At 79.4% G+C, this 500-nt stretch carries 1 pseudogene; it reads left to right on the forward strand.

The features are described from left to right. Window positions 1-500 (forward strand): annotated as a pseudogene (locus tag AC1MIR_RS24785) (hypothetical protein); the annotation flags it as partial.

The following is a 500-nucleotide window of genomic DNA, read 5'->3' on the forward strand; positions in this document are numbered from 1 at the left end:
CGCGCCGCCTGCTGCCGGGCTGGGCGGCGGCAGCGGGGCGGGCCAGCCCCGCCGCGGCGGGCCGGCCGGCCGCCGGCGCCGGCGACGAGATGGCCGAGGCGCGGCGCGAGATCGCGGGCGCCGGGCGCAAGGGCGTGCGCGTGTTCGCGCTCGATTCGAACGGGCTGGTGGCGCCGGCGGATGCCGGACACATCGTGGTGACCGGCTCGCATGGCGGGTTGCTGGGCGGGAAGCCGGAGACGGCGGTGAAGGCACAGGTCCTCGCCGCGATCTACAACGATGCGGGCATCGGCGCGGACCGGGCCGGGATCTCCCGCCTGCCCGCGCTCGAGGCTCGCGGCGTCGCGGGCGCCTGCGTCTCCTGCTTCTCGGCGCGGATCGGCGATGCGATGAGCACCTGGACCGACGGCAGCATCTCCGCCCTGAACCCGCTCGCCGCCGCGCGCGGCGGGCGCCACGGGCAAACGGCCCCGCGGGGGAGGGGGCCGCGCCGCGGCCGC

This window comes from Falsiroseomonas sp. RANM36, from assembly GCF_056682175.1.